This window comes from Pedobacter sp. 01T416_2 (assembly GCF_056398925.1).
The window spans coordinates 1-7,813 of the sequence record NZ_JBFTQI010000224.1; the positions used below are offsets into that span (position 1 = coordinate 1).

General features: G+C 39.1%; 7 protein-coding genes. 6 read left to right on the plus strand and 1 reads right to left on the minus strand.

What is annotated here, in order from left to right:
- The 6 genes from AC1DPQ_RS11385 to AC1DPQ_RS11410 all read left to right on the plus strand — a co-directional run.
- A partial coding sequence (locus tag AC1DPQ_RS11385) for a purple acid phosphatase family protein (RefSeq protein WP_477609338.1) occupies nt 1-966 on the plus strand: 966 nt, incomplete at its 5' end.
- Nucleotides 967-1,036: 70 nt separating this feature from the next.
- Nucleotides 1,037-2,263, plus strand: a complete 1,227-nt coding sequence (locus AC1DPQ_RS11390) for an acyltransferase family protein (RefSeq protein ID WP_477583474.1) — start codon at nt 1,037-1,039, stop codon at nt 2,261-2,263.
- 172 nt (nt 2,264-2,435) lie between these two features.
- Nucleotides 2,436-4,727, plus strand: coding sequence for a GH92 family glycosyl hydrolase (locus AC1DPQ_RS11395; protein WP_477609340.1), 2,292 nt, complete (start codon nt 2,436-2,438; stop codon nt 4,725-4,727).
- Nucleotides 4,728-5,292: 565 nt separating this feature from the next.
- The gene (locus AC1DPQ_RS11400) at nt 5,293-5,562 is read left to right on the plus strand and encodes a hypothetical protein (RefSeq protein ID WP_477585078.1); all 270 of its coding nucleotides are present in this window, start codon (nt 5,293-5,295) and stop codon (nt 5,560-5,562) included.
- Nucleotides 5,563-5,789: 227 nt separating this feature from the next.
- On the plus strand, nt 5,790-6,410 hold the full coding sequence (locus tag AC1DPQ_RS11405) for a Crp/Fnr family transcriptional regulator (protein WP_477585079.1): 621 nt from the start codon (nt 5,790-5,792) through the stop codon (nt 6,408-6,410).
- A gap of 251 nt (nt 6,411-6,661) precedes the next feature.
- Nucleotides 6,662-7,021 (plus strand): DUF1801 domain-containing protein, encoded by a 360-nt coding sequence (locus AC1DPQ_RS11410; RefSeq protein WP_477609342.1) that lies wholly within the window; start codon nt 6,662-6,664, stop codon nt 7,019-7,021.
- A 234-nt stretch (nt 7,022-7,255) separates the two neighbouring features.
- Here the strand turns inward: AC1DPQ_RS11410 and AC1DPQ_RS11415 are convergent.
- Nucleotides 7,256-7,813 (minus strand): DUF1349 domain-containing protein (locus tag AC1DPQ_RS11415; protein ID WP_477609344.1); only part of this gene is annotated, 558 nt, incomplete at its 5' end.

Here is a 7,813-nt window from a genome sequence, read left to right on the forward strand (position 1 = left end):
CTTTTACTGATTTCCCTATTTACCTATTGCTCATTGCAAGCTCAGGTTTTACTAAAAACACAATCTGAAGCCACCACACCAACCAAAACTTTAACTAAAGATGCCTTATCGCTTAATTTCATTGCCATGGGCGATTGGGGCCGTAACGGTGCCGACCATCAGAAACAGGTAGCGCAACAAATGGGGATAACCGCAGCAGATGTTAAAGCACAGTTTATCATTTCCACAGGCGATAACTTCTACCCTAGCGGTGTAATCAGTGAGCACGATCCACTTTTTAAATATTCTTTTGAAGATATTTATACTGCATTTTCTTTGCAATGGGATTGGTATCCGGTACTGGGTAACCACGATTATAAATCCAATCCAGATGCCCAGGTAGCCTATTCAAAAATAAGTAGAAGATGGAAAATGCCTGCCCGTTATTATGCAAAGAAATTTCCTATTAACGGAGACCTGAACAATCAGGTATTGATTGCTTTTATCGATACCAACCCTTTAATTCCAGAATTTTACAAAAATTCAGAATACGGCCCAAACGTAAAAGGCCAGGATACTACCCAACAAAAACGATGGCTTACTAAAGTATTAAGTGATGAAGATCCAAGCATCAGATGGAAAATTGTTGTGGGTCATCACCCCATGTATACTGGAGGAAGCCGCACAGACGGATATGATACCAAAGCAATCCGCCGTTCTCTTAAACCGGTTTTTGATCGTTATGGCGTAGATGTATACCTCACCGGGCACGAGCACAGCTTGCAGTACATTAAACCTGAAGGCAAAACGCATCATTTCATTTCAGGCGCAGCATCAGAAAAAACACCTGTAAAACTCATTGATGATGCCCAGATGGTGGCTTCTATTTATGGTTTCATGCTTTTTTCGGTCGGCAAAGATTTAATCCGCGTACAAACCATTAACGATGAAGGAGAAATTATTTATAATACCATTATCAAAAAATAAATGCTGCTTTTCTCCGAACAGCGCTTATTTTTAGAAAACAAAAATCGCCCATCATTAGCTTAAAAATATTATGGCCATTACCGAAACTGCACCACAGGATTTGCTTTTACCGAAAAAGAAAAGATTACTTTCTTTAGATGCCTTACGCGGTTTTGACATGTTCTGGATTATTAGTGGAGAAGGTATTTTCCACGGACTGGCCAACGGTGTAATGAAAGAACACCATTTGATCAGAAATCCCAATGATTGGACCATCGCCAGTAATGGCCATTTATCGTTTCTCGAAAGTTTTTTGGTTGGCATCAGCAACCAGCTTCATCACTCCCTTTGGAATGGTTTTACTTTTTACGACCTGATTTTTCCACTTTTCATTTTTATCTCAGGTGTTTCGATGCCATTTTCTTACGAAAAACATTTAAATGCCGGAAATGATAAAAAAAAATCAGCAAAAGGTATTTATTATGCCCTGATCAGAAGAACACTGATTTTAATCTTTCTTGGAATGGTGGTAAACGGCCTGCTCAAATGGGAAGGCTACGAAAATACACGTTTCGCGAGCGTACTTGGCCGTATTGCCCTATCCACTTTTTTTGCAGCTTTAATTTACCTCAATTTTTCGTTACGCAAACAGCTTATCTGGCTGCTGGGCATTTTATTGGGCTATTACATCATCATGATAGCCATACCTGTTCCTGGTTTTGGAAATGGCGTTTTAACACCCGAAGGTAATCTGGCAGCATATGTAGATCGCTTATTGTTGCCTGGCAAACTCCATCGTGCAGTTTACGACCCAGAAGGTTTGCTGAGCACTATTCCTGCCATTGCAACAGCACTTTTAGGGGTATTTACAGGAACATTTCTAAATACTAAAAATAACCGTTTCAGTTTGGTTCTAAAAGCTTTCTACCTCTTTATAGCAGGCATAATATTGGTTTCGCTTGGATTATTATGGAACCTAATTTTTCCGGTTAATAAAAATATGTGGACAAGCTCTTTTGTGTTGGTTGCCGGTGGATGCAGTCTGGTGCTGTTCTCAGTCTTCTATTACATTATTGATGTTAAAACTTATCAAAAATGGAGCTTGCCCTTCATCTGGATTGGTACTAATTCTATTTTAATTTACGTTTGTGCCCATGGCCTTTTCAATTTCGAATCTACTTCACAATTCCTCTTTGGCGGAGTTATCGCTAAAATTCCTTTAGGCTGGCAACAGGCAGGTTTATGGCTAGGTGTTCTACTGATACAGCTTGGGATATTGAAATTTCTCTATGATAGAAAATGGTTTTTAAAAATTTAAGGCAAAGCCAGTAGATTCCATACGCTAAGTAATACTAGAAAGATCCTGAAACGGGTTCAGGATGACGAAACGAGCGATATTAAAAACACCAAATTACCCTTGAAGAACAAAGAAGCAATAAAAGAACTTCCTTTAATATCAAGTCCTGCCCCCACTATACTATACATAACATATGTTGTTAACTGATTTAAAAATTAGAGCATCAAAATTCAAAAAAGGAATACAGTTTCTGTTTCTTTCGGCTATAGCGATCATTTATACAAACGTTGTTTATGCACAAAAACAGCCTTTAATTCCTTACGTTCAACCATTTTCGGGTACTTCTGCAAGCACCACATTGGCCAGCCAGCATATTGAAAATAAAACCGAACGCCTGGCCAATACCATTCCAGCTGTAGCACCGCCTTTTAGTATGACGCAATGGACGCCCCAGACCCAGCTCACAGAAAAAAAATGCCTGGCACCTTATTATTACAACAACAAAAAGTTTTACGGCTTTAGGGCAAGCCATTGGATCAGTGGTTCTTGTACCCAAGATTACGGAAGCTTCACCATTATGCCCATTTCAGGCCAGCTTAAAACCAATGCAGCTCAATATGCAGAAAATTATGCCCACGAAAACGAAGTTTCTACCCCCTCCTATTACAAATTAAAATTACCTCAACATCAACTGTTAACAGAAATTACAGCCAGCCTTAGAAGCGGTGTAATGCGGATCACCGCACTAAAAACAGATAGCGTTTATATTTTAGTCACGCCCAATAGCGATCAGAACAAAGGTTTTATTCAGGTTGATGCAGAAAAAGGTGAAATTTCCGGATATAATCCTGTTCACCGGATTTATCAGGGATGGGGAGAACCTGCAGGCTTTAGTGGTTATTTTTACATCCGGTTCAAAAAAAACTTTACCTCAGCAGGGGTTTATAGCGAAGGCCATATTTTCAATCAGCAAAACATCAGCAATAAAAAGGATATTGGTGCTTATGCAGGCTTTAAACTGCAAAAAGGAGAACAGTTAGTGATTTATTCCGGCACCTCTTTTACAAGTATCGCAGCTGCCAAGGCCAACTTGGAAAGTGAGATCAAAAATGATAATTTTGATACTGTTTTAGCACATACCAATCAGGCTTGGGAAAAATCCCTATCACAGGTACGTATTTCAGACACAAATGAAAAAGGGAAAAAAATCTTTTACACGGCCCTCTATCATGCCATGCAACATCCCAGGCTATACAATGATGTAGATGGGAAATATCCGCAATTTGATGGAAATTATCAGAACAAAACAATAAATAAAGGCAATTATTACGATGATTTTTCGATGTGGGATATTTACCGCGCGCAATTACCTTTAATTGAACTATTGAATCCCAACTTAGCTAATAGCCTGGTTAATTCGATGATATTAAAAGGTCAGCAAGGTGGTTGGATGCCTATTTTCCCTTGCTGGAACAGTTATACTGCCGCCATGATCGGCGATCATGCTACTGCTTTCATCGCTTCGGCATATAATAAGGGGATCCGCAATTATGATATTAATGAAGCTTACCGATTGATGAGGCAAAATGCCTTTCAAATGCCCGATTCTGTCGATTATCTGAATGGAAAAGGCCGGCGTGGAATTAACAGTTATTTAAAGTATGGCTATATTCCATTAGAAGACAGTATCCCAAACGCTTTTCATAAAAAGGAACAGGTAAGTAGAACCTTAGAGTATGCATACGATGATTATGCCCTCGCAAGTATCGCGAAAGATTTGGGCAAAGAAGCCGATTACCGGGAGCTATCAAAACGATCGCTTAATTACCAACATGTTTTTGATCCCAATGTTGGAATGGTTAGAGGGCGTTTTGCCAATGGCAACTGGTACAAGCCTTTTTATCCCGATCACCGCGAACCTTATATTACAGAAGGAACCCCAAGACAATATACTTTTTATGTTCCGCATGATATGCCCGGACTGATCAAGTTGATGGGTGGGCGTAAAAATCTCGAAAACGAACTGGATTCGCTCTTTAATAAAAAAGAATATTGGCATGGGAATGAACCTGGGCACCAGATTCCATTTTTATACAACTACACTTCTTCTCCATGGAAAACCCAGATGCAAGTATCACGCATTTTGGCTGAAGAGTATGGGGAAGGCGCTGGTGGTTTAAGTGGCAACGACGATGCGGGGCAAATGTCGGCATGGTATGTATTTGCAGCACTTGGCTTTTATCCGGTAGATCCTGTTTCAGGAAACTATCAACTCACCAGTCCTTTGTTTAAAGAGGCTACAATATCTTTCAGAAATGGCAAAAAATTAGTTATAACAGCCATTAAAAAGAGCAAAAATTCTATTTACATTTCAAAAATCAGTTTAAATGGAAAGCCTTTTACCCAAAACCAAATTAAACACCAATTGCTGGTGCAAGGCGGAAAATTAATCTTTTACCTGCAAGATCGACCAGCCGTGCTCTGAATCCTGAAAAACCAATCTAAACATAAATTAATAATCGTGCTCAGAGGAAGCCAAACAGCTAAATAACAGAAAAACATTTCAACCCCAGTTAATCTTTAAACAAAACCAAGATCATTAGTATTGCACTTAACACGAGGATAAAAAGTATCATTCTTTTGGGAAAGACATTTTCACCCGCCTCATTACCGGTTTTATCTGATGTTTTTAAAGTTTTCTTTTCAACCTTCATAGTTAGATTGGTATAGATAGGATTTGACTGTTTTTGAGCCAAAAAGATTAAGAGGAAAAAAATATCTTTATTCATTGACCGTATCGCTCAAAACATCAATATTAAAACACCGGCCTACACATCCCCGAAAAATTGATTCTGGGCAAATGGGAACCCTTATCTTAGGAAAAGCATACCATGTATTTTTTTTTTGTCGATGCACGCTCCACCAAACACTTAACAAACAAACAATAACCTGCTAACCTTGAGGAAACATTGATTGACTAATTTACAAATGCATTTGCCTACCCTAGGCAGAAAACAGGTAAACAAAAAAGTTTCGACAAATAGCAAGCTATGAAACAGCAAGCCAGAACGATCCCAGGAAAACTGGTAGATTTTGATTATAACAAATACAGGTTACCAACATTTGTAATGCAGTTTAAACCCTCCGTTTATCAAGACGGTGATTGTTATTATGCCGTATTATCCTTTGAAGAGGAACACGATGTTTCAGGTCTTGGAACCTCTCCTGAGGATGCACTGATAGACTGGAATGATAAAGTATGTGAAATGCTTGCCCTATCGGGCGCTTTACGCACATCGCTAAGTGCCAAAAACAAATAATTACCACAAAAACAGGCCATTTTAATCTTCGCCAAAATTTATATTGATGAGCCGTGATATAGCTTAACGGCCCGGTATTTGATGAGGACTATTATGATCAGCTGAATTTTCCCGACAACTGTTACTTGAGATCAAAAGACAATGCAATTAATCTGGAGCAACGAAAATTTGAAAAGTTTGGTCTTTTAATTATTTTTATCTTATCTGAAAAGCTAAACTAAAGAATCATGGCCGGTGCGCAGGAAAACAACAAATGGGACTCCTATAACGGCGCTTCCCCACTTATTGCCCTATACAATAGTTTTCACCCCCTAACTGTTGAAATGGAGGCACTTATCGATAGCCACACCTTTCCTGTGAGTTTCCGCAAGAACAGATATATTATCTCTCCGATAGACCGTAATAGATATCTTTACCTGATTTTAAAAGGAGTAGTAAGGGGGTTCTATAAGGACTCGGGAACAGAGATCACTTCCTGGATCTGTCAGGAAAACGAAATTGTAGGGACCATTCGCAATCTATGGACTGAAGAAGAATCAGACGAATACCTCCAGGCAATAGAGGATGTAGAGCTGATTGCCATACCTCATGAACTCACGACTATGCTTTATAAAAATTTTGCAGAGGCAAACATTATTGGCAGAAAGATCATGGAGCTTCATTATAGGGGAGCGTATAACAGGGGCTTTATCTGCCAGATTCCCTCTGCGACGGGCCGCTATAAACACCTGCTATGGGCTTTCCCCTGGATGATTAACCGTGTACCGCTCCGGTATGTTGCTTCGTTCCTTGGCCTAAGACTGGAAACGCTAAGCAGGATCCGATCAGTAGAAAACAAAAGAATATAAAACATAGTCTGCGTTATTTTTAATTTTATTGTTTAAAATCTTGCTGAAGGCATGAAAATATTAAAGGCTGCTGATGCATTTGATAAATCAGCAAAAATAGACCAGGAAATAAATACAAGATCTATTTTATTCAAAAAAAGGGGGATTTCTTACCAATCAGTCTTAATTTACCCGTTAATTTGTCATTTATACACCTAATTCCCTCCATAAAAGATATTGATATTTGTTATAACTATTAATATCAAACCATTATGAACAACACAAAAAAAGTAGATGAGTTTATCGCTAAACTTGAACACCCGCTTAAAGCAGAACTCGAAGCAGTAAGATCTATTATTGTCAATGCAAACCCTAAAATAGAAGAAGACATAAAGTGGGGAGGCCCTAGTTTTTTTTACAAAGAAGACCTGGCCACTTTCAATCCAAGGATCAAAAACTATGTAGCCCTTATCTTTCACAAAGGAGCACTCATTAATGTAAAATCAGACTTTCTTGAAGAGGCAACCAAGGGAAAGGTTTATGCGAAATTTTGTTCTATGGATCAGGTAATAGCAAACAAGGAGCTGATTGAAAAAATGGTTAATACCTGGGTTGAGCTGATGGATAAATAAATTCGCTTTGCCCTCTAAAGTCGTCTTGGCAGAACAATTTTCGAAACATTTCTTGCATGTACTAAGTCCTTGGTGAGTTTACTGCCTCCAGAACGACAATAAAGAAATACTGAGTTCAAGTCTAATTTTTAATTTATGGCTCATGCTGCTTTTATTTATAGCTCATTTTGTGGCTGTATTGAGCTATATTCTTTATTAAAATGAGCTTCATCTTGTGACGCATCAATGTTCGCTTTATTTCTTTTGGATAATCTTAAAACCGCTAAAAGATGCATCRCCAGAGGCATCACCATAAGTAGCATGATAAACACCAACCTGTAAGCCGCTACTCCCCAAATCATCCCTTTTTACAGGGCTGCCAGGAAGATCTACCCAAGCCTTTCCATCACTGCTACCACGCATAAAAAATGTGTTTCCTACCCGTTGTATCTGCAGATGCCTATAAAAAGCCCACCCAGAGAGGTTGTTCGTCTGCTTTCTGCCGCCATTCCCAAGGTCGGTAACAATATTTCCAACGCCCCAGCCTGGCATAATGCCGTTTTGTAAAAGCATTCTTCCATTTGTTGAAGCTTTAACCATTATACCTGCCTCATTTGCACCATAGGCTTTCTTCTCCTTGAGCCCTAGCATATCTGAAAGCATTACCTCGGCGATAAAATCACCCTCAACATTGTTGTAGGCAAAAGGCCCTATTGCCTCCGATCCATCCCAAAATGTATTGTGCGAAACCATTTTTAGGATACCCGATTGTTGTATAACGGTATCTGCATTTCCCAATATACCATCCCAGGA

Excerpts from the sequence above, each read along its gene's own strand:
- AC1DPQ_RS11390 (WP_477583474.1), top strand. The coding sequence starts at position 1,037 with ATGGCCATTACCGAAACTGCACCACAGGATTTGCTTTTACCGAAAAAG.
- AC1DPQ_RS11410 (WP_477609342.1), top strand. The coding sequence starts at position 6,662 with ATGAACAACACAAAAAAAGTAGATGAGTTTATCGCTAAACTTGAACAC.
- AC1DPQ_RS11405 (WP_477585079.1), top strand. The coding sequence starts at position 5,790 with ATGGCCGGTGCGCAGGAAAACAACAAATGGGACTCCTATAACGGCGCT.
- AC1DPQ_RS11395 (WP_477609340.1), top strand. The coding sequence starts at position 2,436 with ATGTTGTTAACTGATTTAAAAATTAGAGCATCAAAATTCAAAAAAGGA.
- AC1DPQ_RS11400 (WP_477585078.1), top strand. The coding sequence starts at position 5,293 with ATGAAACAGCAAGCCAGAACGATCCCAGGAAAACTGGTAGATTTTGAT.